This window comes from Limnohabitans sp. Rim47 (assembly GCF_001517545.1).
GTDB lineage: Bacteria > Pseudomonadota > Gammaproteobacteria > Burkholderiales > Burkholderiaceae_C > Limnohabitans_A.
In genome coordinates this window covers 1,019,761-1,037,684 of sequence record NZ_FBYA01000001.1, presented here as the reverse complement: position 1 = coordinate 1,037,684, position 17,924 = coordinate 1,019,761, and the positions used below count along the sequence as shown (strand labels likewise).

Below are 17,924 nucleotides of genomic sequence, written 5' to 3'. Positions count from 1 at the left end.
CAGCAGTAATACACCATGGCCACTCCACTCGACCTTGAAGAACAAGAACAACTCGACCAGATCAAGCATTTCTGGAAGACCTGGGGCAACCTGATTTCCTGGGTGCTGATTGCTATTTTGGGCAGTTATGCCGCATGGAACGGTTACCAGTATTGGGAGCGAAGCCAAGCTGCCAAAGCCTCTGCACTTTATGATGAAGTCGAGCGCTCGGTGGCCTCTGGTGATGTCAGCCGTGTCGAGCGCAGTTTGGCCGACATGAAAGACAAATTCGGCAGCACCCAATTTGCCCAGCAATCGGCTTTGTTGGCGGCCAAAACCCTGCAAGCGCAAGGCAAAACCGATGCAGCGCGTGATGCTTTGAGTTGGGTTGCCAATGGCGCCTCTGACAAGGCGTATCGCGATATTGCGCGCATGCGTTTGGCGGCTTTGCATCTCGATGCCAAGGCTTACGACGAAGCCTTGAAGCCATTGGGCGGTGAATTCACGCCGGCGATGCAGGGTTTGGCTGCGGACTTGCGCGGGGACGTGTTGCAAGCCAAAGGTCAAAATACCGATGCCATTGCGGCGTATCAGCAAGCATGGCAAAAACTGGCAGACACCCCTGACTACCGCCGTTTGGTGCAAGCCAAACTCAATGCCTTGGGCATTGACCCTGATGCGGCCACCGTTTCGGAGACTCCAAAGTGATGATTGTTTTTTCGAACCTCTGGGCCCGTTGGACTGTGATGGGCGCTTTAGCGCTCACGATCGCCGCTTGCTCAAGCGCACCTGACAAGCCGCAACCTGCAGCATTGCCATCCGTGACAGGCCAGTTGACGGTTCAAAAAGTCTGGACCAACAGCATCGGTCTTGCGACTACGCCCCTGTTTGCCTCTGTTCACGGCGAGCAAGTGGCGGTGGCCTCGACTCAAGGTCAAGTGGCCTTGATCAATGCCAGTACCGGCCAAGATGTTTGGCGCATCAAGCTCGACACACCCATACAGGCGGGGGTCAGTGGAGACGGTCAGCGTTTTGCCGTGATCACTCGAAGCAATGAAGTGGTGGCCATTGAGGCCGGTAAAGTAGTTTGGCGCTACCGCTTGCCTGCCCTGTCTTACACCGCGCCTTTGGTGGCCGGTGCACGTGTTTTTGTGTTGACCGCGGACCGTGCAGTCACGGCGCTGGATGGTGCTTCTGGTCAAAAGCTCTGGACGCAGCAGCGCACCGGGGACCCATTGGTGTTGCAGCAAGCTGGCTTGCTGATCCCGTTTGGCGACACCTTGCTGGCAGGCTGGGGAGGGCGTTTGGCTTCTTTAAACCCCAACACGGGAGCGGTGCGCTGGGAGACGCTGGTGGGATCTTCTCGAGGTACCAACGAGGTGGAGCGTCTGGTGGACTTGGTCGCAGGGGCCAGCCGCCTTGGCAATTCAGTGTGTGTGCGCGCATTCCAGTCGGCTGTCTCGTGTGTGGATGCCAACCGCGGCACCACCTTGTGGACGCGTCCAGCCCAAGGCCATGAAGGCTTGGACGGTGACGACAATCTGGTTTTTGGTACCGAGTCCGACAGCAAGGTCGTGGCTTGGCAGCGTCAGGGTGGCCAGCCCGCCTGGACGCAAGACGCTTTGCGCTTTCGGGGCTTGACGGCACCCTTGGTATTGGGCCGCTCGGTGGTGTTGGGTGATGACAAAGGTTGGCTGCATTTCCTGTCACGTCAGGATGGGCAGCCTTTGCAACGATTGAGCACAGACGGCAGCGCCATTGTGGGCAAACCCGTGGCCGCTGGCCAAACTTTGGTGGTGGTGACACGCACCGGGGGCGTCTTCGGATTTCGCCCTGAATGATGGATCGGAAAATTTTTAAGTGAAACCTGTACTGGCCCTGGTAGGCCGCCCCAATGTGGGCAAATCCACGCTGTTCAACCGACTCACCAAGAGCCGGGACGCCATCGTGGCCGATTTTGCGGGCTTGACCCGTGACCGCCATTACGGCAACGGCAAACAAGGCCGTCAAGAATTCATCGTGATCGATACGGGCGGTTTCGAGCCCGACGCCAGCAGCGGCATCTACAAAGAGATGGCCAAGCAAACGCAACAAGCGGTGGCTGAAGCCGACGTGGTCATTTTTGTGGTCGATGCGCGGGGCGGTTTGTCTGCCCAAGACCATGACATTGCCAAATACCTGCGCAAGATCGGCAAGCCCTGTTTGTTGGTGGCCAACAAGGCCGAAGGCATGCTGGAAGGCATTCAGCTGACCGAGTTCTACGAGCTGGGTCTGGGCGAGGTGATCGCCATCTCGGCTGCACACGGTCAGGGCACGCGTGGTCTGGTGGAGCTGGCTTTTGAGTTGCTCAACCTGCCCGATGAGCCCGAAGAAACAGAAGAAGATCCCTCGGTGATCAAACTGGCCGTGGCCGGGCGACCCAACGTGGGCAAATCCACCTTGATCAACACCTGGCTGGGCGAAGAGCGCTTGGTGGCGTTTGACATGCCGGGCACCACGCGTGACGCGATTTCGGTGCCCTTTGAGCGCCAAGGCCAAAAATTCGAGCTGATCGATACCGCCGGTTTGCGCCGCAAAGGCAAAGTGTTTGAAGCCATCGAGAAGTTCTCGGTCGTCAAAACCCTGCAAGCGATCGAGTCGGCCAACGTGGTCTTGCTCTTGCTCGATGCCGAGCAGGGCGTGACCGACCAAGACGCCCACATTGCGGGCTATGCGCTCGAAAGCGGTCGCGCCATGGTGCTGGCCATCAACAAGTGGGATGCGGTCGATGAATACCAGCGGCAGTTGGTGCAACGCTCGATTGAAAACAGGTTGCCGTTTTTGAGCTTTGCCAACATGCACTTCATTTCGGCCAAAAAACGCCAGGGATTGGGCCCCGTCTGGGCTTCGATCGTCCAGGCGCACAAATCGGCCATGTGCAAGATGAGCACGCCCATTTTGACGCGCCTGCTGCTCGAAGCCGTGCAGTTCCAAAGTCCTCAGCGCGGTGGCATGTTCCGTCCCAAGTTGCGTTACGCGCACCAAGGCGGCATGAACCCGCCTGTGATCGTGGTGCACGGCAACTCGCTGGAGCACGTGACCGACACCTACAAGCGCTTTCTGGAAGGGCGCTTTCGCAAAGCCTTCAGTTTGGCTGGTACGCCACTTCGGATTGAGATGAAGACATCCACCAATCCTTACGCTGACAAAGAATCCAGTTGATATTTGAGGAAATCAATTTTTCTCAAATATGACCAGCTGGCCCTGTGGTAAGGTCAGCCACTTCAAAACTTCTGAACACGGAGAATATCGTGAGCAACAAAGGTCAACTTTTGCAAGACCCCTTTCTGAACGCCCTGCGCAAAGAGCATGTGCCTGTCTCGATTTACCTGGTCAACGGCATCAAGCTGCAGGGTCAAATCGAGTCCTTTGACCAATACGTGGTGCTCTTGCGCAACACGGTCACTCAGATGGTTTACAAACACGCCATCTCGACCATTGTTCCCGGTCGTTCTGTGACATTCAGCACACCCGAAACCGGCGAAATCACCGCTTGATTCGGTACTTAATCGTCCAGCGGTTTGAAGCTACCGCCGGAGGTTGCTGACATTGTCTGAAACACCATTCAACAAACCCGCGCCGACCTTATTGGTCGGCGTTGACTTTGGGCTGCCGCATTTCGACGCTGACCTGCAAGAGCTGGGTTTGCTGGCCGAGTCGGGTGGTCTCAAGCCCGTGGCACGCCTGACCTGCAAACGCAAAGCGCCTGATCCAGCGCTCTTTGTGGGCAGCGGCAAGGCTGACGAAATCAAAGAACTTGCCTTGATGCACGGCGCGGTCGAGGTTTTGTTTGACCAAGCCCTGAGCCCGGCCCAGCAGCGCAACTTGGAGCGTCACATCGGCTTGCCGGTCAACGATCGAACTTTGCTGATTCTTGAAATTTTTGCTCAACGTGCTCGCAGCCACGAGGGAAAGCTGCAAGTTGAGCTGGCGCGTCAGCAATATCTGAGCACCCGACTGGTGCGCCGCTGGTCGCACTTGGAGCGCCAAAGCGGGGGCATCGGCATGCGCGGTGGCCCGGGTGAAACCCAGATTGAGCTGGACCGCCGCATGATCAACGACTCGATCAAACGCATCAAAGAGCGCTTGGTCAAGGTCAAAAAGCAGCGCAATACACAACGTCGCCAGCGTGAGCGGCGTGACACTTTCAATATTTCCTTGGTGGGCTACACCAACGCCGGAAAATCCACCTTGTTCAATGCCCTGGTCAAAGCGCGCGCTTTTGCAGCAGACCAGCTTTTTGCTACGCTGGACACGACCACACGCCAGTTGTATCTGGGCGAGGCAGGGCGTTCGGTGTCCTTGTCCGATACGGTGGGCTTCATCCGTGATTTGCCGCACGGTCTGGTGGAGGCTTTTCAGGCCACCCTGCAAGAAGCGACCGAAGCCGATTTGCTGCTCCATGTGGTGGATGCTGCCAACCCTGATTTCCCGGAGCAAATGGCCGAAGTGCAAAAAGTGCTGGCCGAGATCGGTGCCGACAGCGTGCCGCAGTTGCTGGTCTTCAACAAGCTGGATGCACTGGCACCCGAGCGCTTTCCCTTGCAAATGCAGGACCGTTATGAGCAAGACGGTGTGGCCGTTCCGCGGGTATTTTTGAGTGCCAAATCGGGCAAGGGGCTTGAGTTGTTGCGTTCGGCTTTGTCCGACATCGTCAAGACCGCATTACCCGCAGCCGTTCAAGAACCGATAGATCCCCGTGACATGACCCGGGAATATCCGGGTGATCTGCATTGAAGGCCCCCTGAATTCGGCACAATGCGGATTCGTCATTCTGACAAAGACACTTCACTATGAATTTTCATCTGCCAGCCCTGCGATGGTCCTTGCTTCCTGCAAAGATCCGAGGCATGTTCAATCTGAATGACCCCCGATGGGGTCGGGACGACGACAAGTCAACACCCGATGCAGGCAACAAGCCTGCAGGCGATGTGCCTCCGCCGCCGGGCCCCAAGCCGGACGCTTGGCAACAACCGCCTGGCCGTGGTTCGCAGCCACAACAAAGCGGCCCACCCGACCTGGACGAGCTCTGGCGTGACTTCAACCGCAAACTTGGCCAGCTGTTTGGCGGTAAAGGTGGTCCACAAGGTTCTGGTGGTTCGGGCGGTGGCTCGGGTGGCCCCGGCTTGCCTGTTTTCTTTAAAAACCTGGGTTTGGGTGTGGTGCTTGCTGCGGCCTTGCTTGTCTGGTTGGGCACGGGCTTTTTCATCGTGCAAGAAGGCCAGCAAGCGGTGATCACGCAGTTTGGTAAATACCACTCTACGGTGGGTGCGGGTTTCAATTGGCGCATGCCTTACCCTATTCAGCGCCATGAGTTGGTGTTTGTCACCCAGATTCGGTCGGTGGACATTGGCCGCGACAACATCATCAAGGCCACAGGCTTGCGCGAATCGGCCATGCTGACCGAAGACGAAAACATCGTCGAGATCAAGTTCGCCGTGCAATACCGCTTGAACGATGCCCGTGCGTATTTGTTTGAAAGCCGCAACCCAACCGAAGCCGTGGTGCAGTCAGCGGAAACCGCTGTGCGTGAAGTGGTGGGCAAGATGAAGATGGACTCGGCCCTGGCCGAAGAGCGTGACCAGATTGCCCCTCGCGTGCGCGAAAAAATGCAAACCATCTTGGACCGCTACAAAGTGGGTATTGAAGTGGTGGGCATCAACTTGCAACAAGGCGGTGTGCGCCCCCCTGAGCAGGTTCAAGCTGCGTTTGACGATGTATTGAAGGCGGGTCAAGAGCGTGAACGCGCCAAAAACGAAGCCCAAGCCTATGCCAACGACGTGGTGCCCCGCGCGGTGGGCGCGGCCTCACGCCTGAAAGAAGAAGCCGATGCTTACCGTGAGCGCATCGTGGCGCAAGCCGAAGGTGATGCACAGCGCTTCAAAACCATCTTGCCCGAGTACCAGAAGGCCCCGCAAGTCATGCGTGACCGGATGTACACCGACACCATGCAACAGATTTACAGCAACGTGACCAAAGTGCTGGTGGACAGCAAGCAGGGCTCGAACATGTTGTATCTGCCGCTCGACAAGATCATGCAGCAGGTCACTTCAGTGCCTCCGCCCACTGTGGATGCCACCGCGTCCGCCACACCAGCCAGTGCCAACAACGGTGCAGTGGACACACGTTCACGCGACCTCCAGCGTTCGCGTGAGCGCGATCCACGATAAGGACAAAGAAAATGAATCGCATTGGATTGTGGGTTTCGACTTTGCTGGTGGCCTTTGTGCTGTTCAGCTCGACCGTGTTTGTGGTTGACCAGCGCCAATTCGGCGTGGTCTATGCTTTGGGTCAAATCAAGGAAGTCATCACCGAGCCTGGCTTGCACTTCAAGCTGCCCCCCCCGCTTCAAAACGTCAATTACATCGACAAGCGTTTGTTGACCCTGGACAGCCCAGACAACGAACCCATGTTGACAGCAGAAAAGCAGCGTGTCGTGATCGACTGGTATGTGCGATGGCGCATTGCCGATCCGCAGGCTTACATCCGAAACGTGGGTTTGGACGAAAAATCCGGTACCAACCAGCTCAACCGTGTGGTGCGCAACGCCTTCCAGGAAGAGATCAACAAGCACACCGTCAAGGAGCTGCTTTCGCTCAAACGTGAAGAGCTGATGGACGATGTGAAAGAGGCCGTCCTTCTTGTGGTCAAGGGCGCCAAGCCCTGGGGTGTGGATGTGGTGGATGTGCGCATTACCCGCGCCGACTACGTGGACACGATCACCGAGTCGGTTTATCGCCGCATGGAGGCTGAACGCAAGCGCGTGGCCAACGAGCTGCGTTCGACCGGTGGTGCTGAAGGCGAAAAAATCCGCGCTGATGCCGATCGCCAGCGTGAAGTGACCGTGGCCAACGCTTACCGCGAAGCCCAGAAAATCAAAGGGCAGGGCGATGCGCAAGCGGCGCGTCTGTATGCCGATTCATTTGGACGCGACCCCCAGTTTGCGCAGTTCTACCGCAGCCTGGAAGCCTACAAATCCAGCTTCAACAGCAAAAGCGACGTGATGGTGCTCGATCCGGGCAGCTCCGAGTTTTTTAAGGGCATGCGCGGTTCGTCGGGCAATACGCCTGCACGAAAGTAATCGTTGCTTGAAACCCTCCTGCTGGCGTTGGGCGTCATGCTCATCCTGGAGGGCTTGATGCCGATGGTGTCGCCACTGCGTTGGCGACGCCTTTTCGAGCAGCTGCTGCAGCTCGAAGACGGGCAAATCCGCTTCTTTGGCGTGTTCATGGTTGTTTCGGGATTGTTGGTGTTCTGGCTTGTTTCCTGAATCGAATCCCGGAAATCGGCCTCCAAGCCGGTAAAATCTTTGTTTTAACCGTCCCCCTCCATTCCCATGTCTGCTTGGGTCCTCCCGGATCACATTGCCGATGTCTTGCCCTCCGAGGCACGCCACATCGAAGAACTCCGTCGCGAACTGCTTGACACCGCCCGTGGCTATGGCTACGAGCTGGTCATGCCGCCGCTGCTGGAGCATTTGGAGTCACTGCTCACGGGCACGGGCGAAGCGCTGGATTTGCAGACCTTTAAGTTGGTAGACCAGCTTTCTGGCCGCACATTGGGCTTGCGTGCCGACACCACCCCCCAAGTGGCTCGCATTGACGCGCATTTGCTGGGCCGCGCAGGCTTGACACGTCTTTGCTATTGCGGCCCCGTCTTGCACACCCGTCCCGCACGCCCGCATGCCACCCGTGAACCCTTGCAGTTGGGCGCCGAAATTTACGGCCATGCCGGACCCGAGGCCGATCTCGAGATTCTTCAACTGGCACTGGACTGCCTGCGTGCTGCCCGTGTCGGCGATTTGCAGGTTGACTTGGCCGATGCCCGCATTGTCAACAGCCTGCTGCAGGCTGAGGCCATTTCTGACGCTTTGCGCCACGACATTCACGCCGCGCTGGCCATCAAGGATGGCAGCGCGATTGCGCGCTTGACGGACGACTTTTCGCCCGCCAACCGCGATGGCTTGCGTGCTTTGGTGGGCTTGTACGGTGATGTCGCTGTGTTGGACAAAGCGGCCCAGTGCCTGCCTGCGACACCCGCCATCACCGAAGCCCTGACACAGCTGCGCTGGCTGGCCGCACAAATCCCGGGTGCCGCCATCAGTTTTGACTTGGGCGATTCCCGTGGTTACGCCTATTACAGCGGCATGCGCTTCGCCATCTACGCCAAAGGTGCATCCGATGCACTGGCCCGTGGCGGACGTTATGACGGTGTCGGCGCTGTGTTTGGTCACCGCATTGACCGTGACCGCCCCGCTGTGGGTTTCAGCCTCGATTTGAAAGAATTGGTGTCGGCTGTGACACCTTTGGCGCTGCGTGCAGCGATCCGGGCACCCTGGGGTAACTCGGCCAGCTTGCGCTCGGCCATTACCTCTTTGCGCAGTCGCGGCGACACCGTGGTGTGCGTTTTGCCCGGGCACGAAAGCGAAGTTGACGAATTCCATTGCGACCGCGAGCTGGTTGAAGCAGCAGGGCAGTGGGTAGTACAAGCTCTTTGAGAAAGAACATTTCAAGCATGAACATGAAGCAAGGCCGTAACGTAGTCGTCGTGGGCACCCAATGGGGCGACGAAGGCAAAGGCAAACTGGTCGACTGGCTGACCGAAAGCGCTCAGGGCGTGGTGCGTTTCCAAGGGGGTCACAATGCGGGTCACACCTTGGTGATCAATGGCGTGAAAACCGCTTTGCACCTGATTCCCAGCGGCATCATGCGTGCCGGCGTCAAGTGCTACATCGGCAACGGTGTGGTCTTGTCGGTGCCGAAATTGCTAGAAGAAATTGCAGGGCTTGAAAAAGCCGGTGTTGAAGTGCGTTCGCGCCTGCGCGTGAGCGAGGCTTGCCCACTCATCTTGCCTTACCACGTGGCACTGGATGTGGGCCGCGAAGCTGCCAAAGAGAAAGCCGGAACGGCCAAGATCGGCACCACCGGTCGCGGCATTGGCCCCGCTTACGAAGACAAAGTGGCCCGCCGCGCCCTGCGCGTGCAAGACCTGAAATACCCCGAGCGTTTCGCCAACAAGCTGCGCGAAAACTTGGCTTTGCACAACGAAATTCTGGTCAATATTTTGGGTGCAGCGCCTGTCGATTTTGACGCCACGTACGCTGAAGCCATGGCCTACGCCAGAGAGCTGCTGCCCATGGTGGCCGACGTTTCGCGCGAACTCAACGACGCCCACAAAGCCGGTGCCAACCTGCTGTTTGAAGGTGCACAAGGCACTTTGCTGGATGTGGATCACGGCACTTACCCGTTCGTCACCTCCAGCAACTGCGTGGCCGGCAATGCCGCCGCAGGCTCTGGCGTAGGCCCCGGCATGTTGCACTACATCTTGGGCATCACCAAAGCGTATTGCACCCGTGTCGGTGGCGGCCCGTTCCCCACTGAACTTGACTGGGAAACCCCTGGCACCCCCGGCTACCACATGTCCACTGTAGGCGCCGAAAAAGGTGTGACCACGGGCCGTTCACGCCGCTGCGGCTGGTTTGACGCCGCTTTGCTCAAGCGCAGCGCTCAGGTCAATGGCCTGTCGGGTTTGTGCATCACCAAGCTGGACGTGCTTGATGGTCTGAAAGAGTTGTTGCTGTGCACAGGTTACGAGCTGGATGGTGAAACCATCGACATCCTGCCCATGGGCGCAGACGAGATTGCCCGTTGCAAGCCGATCTATGAAGTAATTCCCGGCTGGACCGAGACCACCGTGGGCGTGACCGACTTGGACAAATTGCCTGCCACGGCACGTCGTTACCTGGAACGCATCGCTGAAGTCACGGGCGTGCCTGTGCACGTGGTGTCCACCAGCCCGGACCGCGACCACACCATTTTGTTGCACAACCCCTTTGGCGCCTGAGCGCCGGGTTTTGCAAACAAACACTGATCTCAAACCCCTGATTTTTTTGGAGTAACCCCATGTTGACCGAAGACGGCAAGCACTTGTACGTGAGCTACGACGAGTACCACAATCTGATTGAAAAACTCGCCATCAAGATTCACCAGTCGGGCTGGGAATTTGACAATATTCTGTGCCTGGCCCGTGGCGGTATGCGCCCAGGCGATATCTTGTCGCGCATTTTTGACAAGCCACTGGCCATCATGTCCACCAGCTCTTACCGTGCCGAAGCCGGTACCGTGCAAGGCCATCTGGACATCGCCCGTTACATCACCACGCCCAAAGGCGAGATCGCCGGCAAAGTGCTGTTGGTGGACGACTTGGCCGACACCGGTCACACCTTGCGTGCGGTCGTGGACCAGTTGAAAAACAACTACACACCGATCACAGAATTGCGAACGGCCGTGATCTGGACCAAGGGCGTTTCGGGCTTCAAGGCCGACTACTCGGTCGAAGAGTTGCCGACCAACCCCTGGATTCACCAGCCCTTCGAGCCCTATGACAACATGCGCCCTGAAAAGCTGCTGGAAAAGTGGAGCGTCTAACCCATTGGGTGCGCTGCGCCGATTGACTTTTCACAGCCTCCTTTGGGAGGCTGTTTGCATTAGGATGACAAGATGACTGATTCAGACTTCTCCAAGGGCACGACCCGGTTGATTCACCACCCCTACCAACCGCCCGCTGGTTTTGAGGCGCCTCAGCCGGGGGTTTTCAAGGCCTCAACGGTGTACTTTCCGACTGTGGCCGATATGCGCCAACGGGAATGGAAGGACAAATCGGCTTATACCTACGGCCTTCACGGCACGCCCACGACTTACACCCTCGAAGAGCGCTTGTGCACCCTTGAGGGCGGCACCCAATGCGTGCTGGTGCCCAGTGGCTTGGCCGCATTGGCAACGGTGGCTTTGGCGTTGCTCAAGAGCGGCGATGAGCTGCTGTTGCCAGACAACGCCTATGGCCCTAACAAAGCGCTGGCCGAAGGGGAATTGCGCCATTTCGGCATCGCGCACCAGGTCTACGACCCGATGGACCCCGCTGATCTGGCCCGCAAGATCAGCCCCCGCACACGCCTGGTGTGGCTGGAAGCGCCGGGCTCGGTCAGCATGGAATTTCCTGACTTGGCCGAGCTGGTGCGTGTGTGCCAAGCCCAAGGCGTGTGCAGTGCGCTTGACAACACTTGGGGTGCGGGTTTGGCCTTCAAGCCTTTTGACTTGTTGGGGGATGCTGTTCACCTTGGCGAGCAGGGCAGTCTGGCCGTTGACATCAGCGCCCATGCGCTGACCAAATACCCCAGTGGCGGCGGCGATGTGCTGATGGGCAGCATCATCACCCGAGACACGGCCTTGCACATGAAAATCAAGCTGTGCCACATGCGTTTGGGTTTGGGCGTGGCGGCGAACGATGCCGAATCCGTGTTGCGCTCCTTGCCGAGCATTTCACTGCGCTACCAAGCGCACGACCAGACGGCCCGCATCTTGGCCGCTTGGTGGCAAGCCCAGCCGCAGTGTGCGCAGTTGCTGCATCCGGCATTTGAAGGCGCACCTGGGCACGCCCATTGGCAAGCCGTGTGCGAGCGCAAGCCCGGCACCGGTTTGGCGGCAGGCCTGTTCAGCGTGATGATCGATGCCCGTTACACCCAGGCACAGGTGGATGCGTTTTGCGACCACCTGAAATTGTTCAAAATTGGCTACAGCTGGGGCGGCCCGGTCAGCTTGGTGGTGCCCTATGAGCTGGGCTCTATGCGGCAGGGTTGGCCTGCGCATTTGAAGCATGGCACCTTGGTGCGTTTTTCTACGGGCCTCGAGTCGGCGCAAGACCTGATGATGGATCTGAATCAAGCCATGCAAGCCCATCTGCCTTGGGCATGAGTTGGCCGGTTTAAATCAGCCTGAATACCTGTTAATTGCCGACCTACTGGGTAGTTTCCTGACTGTTCAAGGCCGCTTAGCGGGGGTAATCTGGGCACTTCACCGATGACTCGATTGCCCATGACTGCAGACGCCAAGCTTCCCGTGCCCACTGAACAGTCCGCTGATCTGCCCACCATGGCAGCACCTTATGTGCCACCAGCACCCGAAGGCCCGCAGTCGCTCATGCGTCATTTGGGTTTTTCTGACCCATTTCGCTGGTTGGCCAAGGGCTGGCAAGACCTGACTCGTCACCCCGGTATTGCCTTGTTTTATGGCCTGAGCTTCTGGTTCATGGCGCAGGTGTTAGCCCTGGTGTTCAGGCACAAGCCCGAATACACCTTGTCTTTGGTGTCGGGCTGCTTGCTGGTGGGGCCATTTTTGGCCATGGGCCTTTACGAAGTCAGCCGCAAAAGAGAGCGGGGCGAGTTGCCTGATATGGCCACATCACTCATGTGTTGGGACCGGCATATCCGCAGCATGGCCATGTTGATTTTGGTGCTCATGGTGCTGGAATTGTTGTGGGGTAGGGCATCGCTGGTGGTGTTTGCGGTGTTCTTCAACACCGGCATGCCGTCCACCACGGGTGTGATCGAAGCCGTGTTCAATCCGCAAAACATCGAGTTCTTGATCGTCTATCTGGCGGTGGGTGGTGCTTTTGCCGCGCTGGTTTATGGCCTGTCGGTGGTATCGATCCCCATGATTTTGGACCGCGACACCGATGCCATTTCTGCTGTGCTGACCAGCATGCGGGTGGTTTTTAGCCATCCGGGGGTCATGTTCTTGTGGGGCTTGTTGCTCAGCGTTTTGGTGCTGGCTGCCTTGTGGCCATGGGCCATGGGCATCATCGTCGTAGGCCCTTGGTTGGGCCACGCCAGCTGGCATGCTTACCGTGGCAGCGTTGAATGGGAAGAAAGCCCTGAAGAAGCTGTTACATTGGGCAGCTCAAATTAAAGGAGCCATCTTGGCCACACCCAACTACGGATTCGAAAAGCGCCAGAAAGAATTGGCCAAGAAACGCAAAAAAGAAGACAAGCTCAAAGCCAAGTCTGACCGCAAATCAGGTCTTTTTCCAGATGACGGGTCCGATCCAGATGCGGCCGACGAGGCAGACCACTCAGTCAACGCCGTTGCAGCGCCCGATGCTGCTGACGCGCAAACGCCTCCCGTTTGACGCCTCCTGACTGACACCGTTTTTGCGCTTGCGGAGACGGCTCACTGAAAACTCATTGACCACTTTCAGTCGGCACTTTCACCAGTTGATGTGCCAGTGTCAGCATGTCGTCCATGCTGTGGCTGGCCGGCGCGATCAAGGGGGCTTTGGCGTAATGCACAAAGTTTTTCCCAGTCGAAGTTTCATAACCCGGGTCGTAGTGGCCTGAGAGCAATTCGGTCACCACCTCGCGCATTTCCCCCCGCTCGATTCTTTCTTGCCAGCCTTGCACCACGGTTTTGCCGCGCAGGGCCGTCAAGCGCTCCAGCCGGTCGGCAAACAAGGCGCGATCTTGCGTGAAAAACGCATAGTCTTCCAGCAACAAATTCACCCGGTTTTCCAGCGACAAATCCACCCGCAGGCAAGGGCTGGCCCGCATGGCCACCATCAGCTCGGCAGGCACTGTCAGGTTGCCCACCTTTTTGCTTTCTGCTTCTACAAACACCGGGCGGTCTGCGCTGAAACCGCGCAGCGCATCCCAGACTTGTGTGTCAAAGGCTTTTTGAGTGGGTTGCGGCGTGCCGGGGATCAAGCCCAACACCGAGCTGCGGTGACAGGCAATGGCCTCCAGGTCCAGCACCTGTGCGCCTGTTTGCGCCAAAGCCTGCAGCAAGCGTGTTTTGCCCGAGCCTGTGGGCCCGCACAGTACCTGAAACTGCAAGCGCTGCGCCTGTCGCGGCGTGTCTTCCACGACCTCTTTGCGAAAAGCTTTGTAGCCGCCTTCGATCAAGTGCACCTTGAAGCCAATTTGCCCCAGGATCAGCGCCAATGAGTTGCTGCGTTTGCCGCCACGCCAGCAATACACCAGCGGTTGCCAGTTGCGGGGCTTGTCCATCACATGTGCCTCGATGTGGCGGGCGATGTTTTTGGCCACCAGCGCGGCACCGACCTTTTGGGCTTCAAACGGGTTGACCTGTTTGTAAAGCGTGCCCACGCGGATGCGTTCTTCGTTGTTGAGCGAAGGCCAGCTCAGTGCGCCCGGCAAGTGGTCTTCGGCGTGTTCGCCTTCCGATCGTGCGTCCAGGATGGCGTCAAACTGGTTCAGTTTGGCCATGGCATCAAAGGCCGATATCAGGTGAACGCTCATTTCAATTGTTTCTTCAAAGTAGGCCAGACATTGGCCAGCATCCGCGGCTGCGCGGCTTCGTTGGGGTGGATGCGGTCGGCCTGGAACCATTTGAGCGGCTCGGGGTCATCGCCGATGCCTTTCAAAAAGAAGGGCACCAGTGCCGCTTTTTGGCTTTTAGCCACTTGGGCAAACGCCGCTTCAAATTGGCGTGCCATGTCGGAGCCGTAGTTGGGGGGCATTTGCATGCCCAGCAGCGTGACCTTGGCGCCCGCAGCCTGGGCCTGGCCAGTCATGGCTTGCAGATTGTCTTGGGTCATTTTCAGGGGCAGGCCGCGCAAAGCGTCGTTGCCACCCAACTCAATCACCACATGGCTGGGTTGGTGCTTTTGCAGCAGGGCGGCCATGCGCGAGCGGCCACCCGAGGTGGTTTCGCCGCTGATGCTGGCGTTGACCACTTCGACGCCGGGCTTGTCTTGGACCAGTTGTTTTTGCAGCAAGGCCACCCAACCCGTGCCTCGGGCCAGGCCGTATTCGGCACTCAGCGAGTCGCCCACCACCAAAATACGTTGTGCGGGTGAAGCCTGCGTGGACGCGCCAAAGCCCCAGCTGGCAAGGGCCAGCAGGGTGCAGTTAAAGTGGCGTCGTCTTAACAAAGGTTTGTGCATGCCTGAATCCATCATTGCCGTGCGTGGCGTCTCGAAAAGTGTGCAGGATGCCAGCGGTCAGCTGGCTATTTTGCGCGATATCGATTTCTCTTTGAACGCGGGCGAAACAGCTTCTATTGTCGGTGCTTCTGGTTCGGGCAAAAGCACCTTGCTGGCCATTTTGGCGGGGCTGGACACGCCCAGCGCCGGGCAAGTGGTGTTGGCAGGTCAATCGCTGTTTGAATTGTCCGAGGACGAACGGGCGGCGGTGCGCGCACAGCATGTGGGTTTTGTCTTTCAGAGCTTCCAACTCATGCCCAATCTGACGGCGCTGGAAAACGTCATGTTGCCGCTGGAGCTGGCCGACCGGCCCGATGCCCGCAACACCGCTACGGCCATGCTGCAACGCGTGGGTTTGGGTGAGCGCCTCAAGCACCTGCCCAAAGTGCTGTCCGGCGGCGAGCAGCAGCGCGTGGCTTTGGCCCGCGCTTTTGTGGTGCAACCCGACCTGCTGCTGGCCGACGAGCCCACGGGCAGCCTGGACCACGCCACGGGCGAGGCCATCATGGATTTGATGTTCGCGCTCAACCGCGAGCAAGGCACCACCTTGGTCCTGGTCACGCACGACCGCCAATTGGCCGCACGCTGTGAACGCAGTCTGGTGATCCAGGCCGGGCGTTTGTCTGAATCGACGGCCTCTCAGGCTTAAAGCCCGTGCCGGTTTGCTGCAAGCGGTCATGACGCGTGGCTGAGCAACGATAATCCAAGCATGTCTACCCATAAAGTGCTGTTCGGCTTTCATGCCGTGGGCGTTCGCCTCAAGATCGCCCCCCAATCCATTGTTGAAATCCATTACGAGGTGACGCGCCGCGATGCCCGCATGCGGCAGTTCATCGACAAGGCCCGCGATTCGGGCATGCGCATGATCGAGTCCGATGGCGAGCGACTGGCCAAGTTGGCCGGTGGCCACGGTCATCAGGGCGTGGTGGCCATGGTCGCGCCCATTCCCCAAAACCATTCGCTGGACGATCTGCTCGACACCGTCGAAGGTCCGCCTTTGCTCTTGGTGCTCGACGGCGTGACCGACCCGCACAACCTGGGCGCCTGCTTGCGTGTGGCCGACGGAGCTGGCGCACACGCGGTGATCGCCCCCAAAGACCACGCGGCAGGCATCAACGCCACCGTCGCGAAAGTGGCCAGCGGCGCGGCCGAAACCGTGCCTTATTTCATGGTCACCAACCTGGCTCGCACTTTGGGCGAACTCAAAGAGCGCAGCATCTGGGTGATCGGCACCAGCGGCGACGCGCCACGCAGCATTTACCAAGCCGACCTGAAAGTGCCCACCGCCTTGGTGTTGGGCGCAGAGGGCGATGGCATGCGCCAGCTAACCCGCAAAAACTGCGATGAACTGGTGAGCATCCCAATGCGCGGCGCGGTAGAAAGCCTGAACGTTTCGGTGGCCAGCGGTGTGTGCCTGTACGAGGCGCTGCGCCAGCGCAGTTAATTGGCACCTTGGTTGGCGCTGAAGATCCCGCCTGCAAATAAGCGTATCTTGTGGGTCGGTGGCTTCAGCCCCGATACGCACAGCAACACATCAACAAGGGAGTTTCCAATGAACAACAACACAAAACGGATCACACTGACTGCGGTGGTCCTCAGCGCCACTTTGCTCGCCGCTTGCACCCAAGAGCAGCAAAACAAGATCAGCCGTGACATCCAGAACTGGACCGGCACCAATGGCGTGTTGGAAGTCTATGCCGGGGACAAAGTGGTTCGTCGCTTTTTGAAGGTGGACAAGATCAGCACCGCCCTGGGCACTGACGATGGCAAGCCCCGTGCTTACCGCTACGGCTACGGCGTGCTCGATGAAAACCTGAACATGGTTGCGGATCCCACCGAGAAGAAGGTGTATTTCGAGATCAGCGATTACTCAAATACCGTGTTCTTCGAGAACCCGCGCTGAGACAAAAAAGCGCTGCTTCAAACCCAGCCGAGCGCCCCCAGCAGAGCCCCCAAACCAATCAGCCAAAGCATGTGAACTTGCGTGCGCCAGACCATCAGGGTGGTCAGCGCCGTCAGCAAATACAGCGGCCAGTCTTGTTCGGGCTGCTTGTGGCTGATGGTCAAAAGCCAAGCGGTGCTCAGCAACAACGCGATCACGATGGGGGCCATGCCCACTTTGAAGGCCCTGATACCGAGTTTTTCGCGGTGTTGGTGCGCCCAGCGCGTGGCCGTGTAGGTCAGCACCGAGGATGGCAACACCATCCCGAGCATGGTGACCAATACACCCAGGCTGGCCAGGCCTGCGCTGATCCAACCACCGCCTAAGCCTGCACCGGCATTCAGCCCCACGTTCCAGCCCATCAAAGCCACAAACAAGATGTTGGGGCCGGGTGCGGCTTGGGCCAATGCGATGGACGAGGTGAACTGGCTGTCGCTCAGCCACTGCGACTCGTCCACCAAAAAACGGTGCATGTCAGGTGCGGTGGTGATCGCGCCACCCACGGCCAAGAGCGACAGCGAAGCAAAATGGTTGAACAGGCTCAGCCAATCCTGGGCCGTCAATTGCAGCACGGGGTTCATGGCGCTTCTCCGGCGCGGGCGGCTTGTTTGGCCAGTTGCAGGTAAGCCCAGCCGCAGGCCACCAGGCCCGTGCCCAGCAACACATAAGCCAAAGGCCAGCGCAGCAGGCCCACCCCGACAAAACTCGCCGCTGCCAGTGCGATGCACACCGGCATGCCCATCGGGTTGCCGCGCAGGGCGCTGATCAATTTGAGGCCAACCGCTGCAATCAATCCGGCCGATACCGCCCCCATGCCGCGCAAAGCCCCTTGCGCCCAAGCCTCGTCAGACACGCCGCCAAACGCCACGGCCAGCAGCAAAACCACCACCATCGGTGCTGCCAACATGCCCGCCACGCCGGCCAAAGCGCCGGGCAAACCAAAATAACGACCCCCAATCATCAGCGAAAGATTGACCACATTGGGGCCCGGCATGATCTGGGCCACGGCCCAGTCTTCGACAAATTGCTCTCGGGTCATCCAGTGCTTTTTCTCGACCAGCTCGCGCTGCACGACGGCCAGAACACCGCCAAAGCCCTGCAGGGCCAGCAGGGTGAACGACACAAAAAGCTCGGTTTTGGAGCTGGGTTTGTTCAGAGGGGCGATTTCGGGCATGGCCGGCATTATCCT

21 protein-coding genes are annotated in these 17,924 nt (G+C 58.6%); 17 read left to right on the top strand and 4 right to left on the bottom strand.

Annotated features, from left to right (window positions below; genetic code table 11):
• Positions 1–15 precede the first annotated feature (15 nt).
• The 14 genes from BN3544_RS04785 to BN3544_RS04720 all read left to right on the top strand — a co-directional run bounded on the left by BN3544_RS04785 (position 16) and on the right by BN3544_RS04720 (position 12,981).
• Positions 16–687, top strand: coding sequence for a YfgM family protein (locus tag BN3544_RS04785; RefSeq protein WP_019429047.1), 672 nt, complete (start codon positions 16–18; stop codon positions 685–687).
• The gene (gene bamB / locus BN3544_RS04780) at positions 687–1,820 is read left to right on the top strand and encodes an outer membrane protein assembly factor BamB (protein ID WP_019429046.1); all 1,134 of its coding nucleotides are present in this window, start codon (positions 687–689) and stop codon (positions 1,818–1,820) included. Before BN3544_RS04785 ends, bamB begins: the two co-directional genes overlap by 1 nt.
• Before the next feature lie 19 nt (positions 1,821–1,839).
• Positions 1,840–3,180, top strand: a complete 1,341-nt coding sequence (gene der, locus BN3544_RS04775) for a ribosome biogenesis GTPase Der (RefSeq protein WP_019429045.1) — start codon at positions 1,840–1,842, stop codon at positions 3,178–3,180.
• A 71-nt stretch (positions 3,181–3,251) separates the two neighbouring features.
• Positions 3,252–3,515, top strand: a complete 264-nt coding sequence (hfq, locus tag BN3544_RS04770; protein WP_040506060.1) for an RNA chaperone Hfq — start codon at positions 3,252–3,254, stop codon at positions 3,513–3,515.
• A gap of 43 nt (positions 3,516–3,558) precedes the next feature.
• Positions 3,559–4,755: a GTPase HflX gene (hflX, locus tag BN3544_RS04765; RefSeq protein ID WP_019429043.1), complete on the top strand. Its 1,197-nt coding sequence runs from the start codon at positions 3,559–3,561 to the stop codon at positions 4,753–4,755.
• A 56-nt stretch (positions 4,756–4,811) separates the two neighbouring features.
• A complete protein-coding gene (gene hflK / locus BN3544_RS04760; RefSeq protein ID WP_026036481.1) occupies positions 4,812–6,188 on the top strand; it encodes an FtsH protease activity modulator HflK in 1,377 nt (458 codons plus the stop codon).
• An 11-nt stretch (positions 6,189–6,199) separates the two neighbouring features.
• The gene (gene hflC, locus BN3544_RS04755; protein ID WP_019429041.1) at positions 6,200–7,099 is read left to right on the top strand and encodes a protease modulator HflC; all 900 of its coding nucleotides are present in this window, start codon (positions 6,200–6,202) and stop codon (positions 7,097–7,099) included.
• Positions 7,100–7,102: 3 nt separating this feature from the next.
• On the top strand, positions 7,103–7,288 hold the full coding sequence (locus tag BN3544_RS04750) for a DUF2065 domain-containing protein (protein ID WP_019429040.1): 186 nt from the start codon (positions 7,103–7,105) through the stop codon (positions 7,286–7,288).
• Between the two features lie 66 nt (positions 7,289–7,354).
• On the top strand, positions 7,355–8,515 hold the full coding sequence (locus tag BN3544_RS04745; protein WP_019429039.1) for an ATP phosphoribosyltransferase regulatory subunit: 1,161 nt from the start codon (positions 7,355–7,357) through the stop codon (positions 8,513–8,515).
• Positions 8,516–8,532: 17 nt separating this feature from the next.
• Positions 8,533–9,861 (top strand): adenylosuccinate synthase, encoded by a 1,329-nt coding sequence (locus BN3544_RS04740; protein WP_019429038.1) that lies wholly within the window; start codon positions 8,533–8,535, stop codon positions 9,859–9,861.
• Between the two features lie 59 nt (positions 9,862–9,920).
• Positions 9,921–10,445: a phosphoribosyltransferase gene (locus tag BN3544_RS04735; protein WP_019429037.1), complete on the top strand. Its 525-nt coding sequence runs from the start codon at positions 9,921–9,923 to the stop codon at positions 10,443–10,445.
• Between the two features lie 72 nt (positions 10,446–10,517).
• Complete coding sequence (locus BN3544_RS04730) at positions 10,518–11,768, top strand: PLP-dependent transferase (RefSeq protein ID WP_019429036.1); 1,251 nt, start codon at positions 10,518–10,520, stop codon at positions 11,766–11,768.
• 120 nt (positions 11,769–11,888) lie between these two features.
• The gene (locus BN3544_RS04725; RefSeq protein ID WP_019429035.1) at positions 11,889–12,761 is read left to right on the top strand and encodes a DUF2189 domain-containing protein; all 873 of its coding nucleotides are present in this window, start codon (positions 11,889–11,891) and stop codon (positions 12,759–12,761) included.
• A 10-nt stretch (positions 12,762–12,771) separates the two neighbouring features.
• Positions 12,772–12,981 (top strand): hypothetical protein, encoded by a 210-nt coding sequence (locus BN3544_RS04720; protein WP_019429034.1) that lies wholly within the window; start codon positions 12,772–12,774, stop codon positions 12,979–12,981.
• A 52-nt stretch (positions 12,982–13,033) separates the two neighbouring features.
• Here BN3544_RS04720 and mnmH read toward each other — a convergent pair whose 3' ends face one another.
• Together mnmH and BN3544_RS04710 are read right to left on the bottom strand one after the other, a co-directional pair.
• On the bottom strand, positions 13,034–14,107 hold the full coding sequence (gene mnmH, locus BN3544_RS04715; protein ID WP_019429033.1) for a tRNA 2-selenouridine(34) synthase MnmH: 1,074 nt from the start codon (positions 14,105–14,107) through the stop codon (positions 13,034–13,036).
• Positions 14,104–14,754: an arylesterase gene (locus tag BN3544_RS04710; RefSeq protein ID WP_019429032.1), complete on the bottom strand. Its 651-nt coding sequence runs from the start codon at positions 14,752–14,754 to the stop codon at positions 14,104–14,106. The genes mnmH and BN3544_RS04710 overlap by 4 nt, the downstream gene beginning before the upstream one ends.
• Between BN3544_RS04710 and BN3544_RS04705 the strand changes: the two genes are divergently transcribed.
• The 3 genes from BN3544_RS04705 (at position 14,753) to BN3544_RS04695 (ending at position 16,696) form a co-directional block, all read left to right on the top strand.
• Positions 14,753–15,442 (top strand): ABC transporter ATP-binding protein, encoded by a 690-nt coding sequence (locus tag BN3544_RS04705; protein ID WP_019429031.1) that lies wholly within the window; start codon positions 14,753–14,755, stop codon positions 15,440–15,442. The two genes, BN3544_RS04710 and BN3544_RS04705, sit on opposite strands and share 2 nt — an antisense overlap.
• 60 nt (positions 15,443–15,502) lie before the next feature.
• On the top strand, positions 15,503–16,237 hold the full coding sequence (rlmB, locus tag BN3544_RS04700; RefSeq protein ID WP_019429030.1) for a 23S rRNA (guanosine(2251)-2'-O)-methyltransferase RlmB: 735 nt from the start codon (positions 15,503–15,505) through the stop codon (positions 16,235–16,237).
• Positions 16,238–16,345: 108 nt separating this feature from the next.
• Positions 16,346–16,696, top strand: coding sequence for a hypothetical protein (locus BN3544_RS04695; RefSeq protein WP_019429029.1), 351 nt, complete (start codon positions 16,346–16,348; stop codon positions 16,694–16,696).
• A 17-nt stretch (positions 16,697–16,713) separates the two neighbouring features.
• Here BN3544_RS04695 and BN3544_RS04690 read toward each other — a convergent pair whose 3' ends face one another.
• The gene (locus tag BN3544_RS04690) at positions 16,714–17,316 is read right to left on the bottom strand and encodes a chromate transporter (protein WP_019429028.1); all 603 of its coding nucleotides are present in this window, start codon (positions 17,314–17,316) and stop codon (positions 16,714–16,716) included.
• Positions 17,313–17,918, bottom strand: coding sequence for a chromate transporter (locus BN3544_RS04685; protein WP_019429027.1), 606 nt, complete (start codon positions 17,916–17,918; stop codon positions 17,313–17,315). Before BN3544_RS04685 ends, BN3544_RS04690 begins: the two co-directional genes overlap by 4 nt.
• Between the last annotated feature and the right edge of the window lie 6 nt (positions 17,919–17,924).